We start from the raw sequence: 1,225 nt of genomic DNA on the forward strand, positions 1-1,225 counted from the left end.
TCGGAGAAGTACCAGCTCCGACCCCGCGACTGGGAGGCCGCCGAGCGGGCGGGCCGGACCATCGCGCCGCTCATCACGAAACTCAACACCATCCGACGGCAGCACCCGGCGCTACAGCGCCTGCGGAACCTTCGCTTCCATCAGACCGACAACGATGCCGTGCTCGCCTACAGCAAGAGCACGGGTACGGACACGGTCGTCGTGGTCGTCAACCTCGACCCGCACCACACCCAGGAGGCCACGGTCTCGTTGGACATGCCGCAACTCGGCCTGGACTGGGACGCCGCCCTTTCCGTGCACGACGAACTGACGGGCGAGACGTACCACTGGGGCAGGACCAACTACGTGCGTCTCACGCCCGGCCGGGCGCCGGCGCACGTGCTCCACGTCGGGCGATCGACGCCCCAGATCGGAGGGCCCGCAGCGTCATGACCGTCAACGACCCCGTACTGGACACCTTCGAGGACACCCCCGTCAAGGACCGGGATCCGGAGTGGTTCAAGCGCGCCGTCTTCTACGAGGTGCTGGTCCGCTCCTTCCAGGACAGCAACGGTGACGGCGTCGGCGACCTGAAGGGCCTGACCGCCAAGCTCGACTATCTCCAGTGGCTGGGAGTCGACTGCCTGTGGCTGCCGCCGTTCTTCAACTCACCACTCAGGGACGGCGGTTACGACGTCTCCGACTACACCGCCGTCCTCCCGGAGTTCGGTGACCTCGCCGACTTCGTGGAGTTCGTGGACGCCGCCCACCAGCGCGGCATGCGCGTCATCATCGACTTCGTCATGAACCACACCAGCGACCAGCACCCGTGGTTCCAGGAGTCCCGCAAGAACCCCGACGGCCCGTACGGGGACTACTACATGTGGGCCGACGACGACAAGCAGTACGAGGACGCCCGCATCATCTTCGTCGACACCGAGGTCTCCAACTGGACCTTCGACCCGGTGCGCGGCCAGTACTACTTCCACCGCTTCTTCTCGCACCAGCCGGACCTCAACTACGAGAACCCGGCCGTCCAGGAGGAGATCCTCGCGGCCCTGCGCTTCTGGCTGGACCTGGGCATCGACGGCTACCGCCTGGACGCGGTCCCCTACCTCTACGCCGAGGAGGGCACCAACTGCGAGAACCTGCCCGCCACGCACGCCTTCCTGAAGCGGGTCCGCCGCGAGATCGACGCGATGTACCCGGACACCGTGCTGCTGGCGGAGGCCAACCAGTGGCCCGA

2 protein-coding genes are annotated in these 1,225 nt (G+C 66.8%); both read left to right on the forward strand.

The window, feature by feature from the left end; translation table 11 throughout:
• Window positions 1-432 (forward strand): DUF3459 domain-containing protein (locus CCN44_RS42420; protein WP_143650505.1); only part of this gene is annotated, 432 nt, incomplete at its 5' end.
• Window positions 429-1,225 (forward strand): alpha-amylase family glycosyl hydrolase (locus CCN44_RS42425; protein WP_244204085.1); only part of this gene is annotated, 797 nt, incomplete at its 3' end. The genes CCN44_RS42420 and CCN44_RS42425, both read left to right, overlap by 4 nt.

This window comes from Streptomyces tricolor (genome assembly GCF_002155905.1).
Lineage (GTDB): Bacteria > Actinomycetota > Actinomycetes > Streptomycetales > Streptomycetaceae > Streptomyces > Streptomyces tricolor.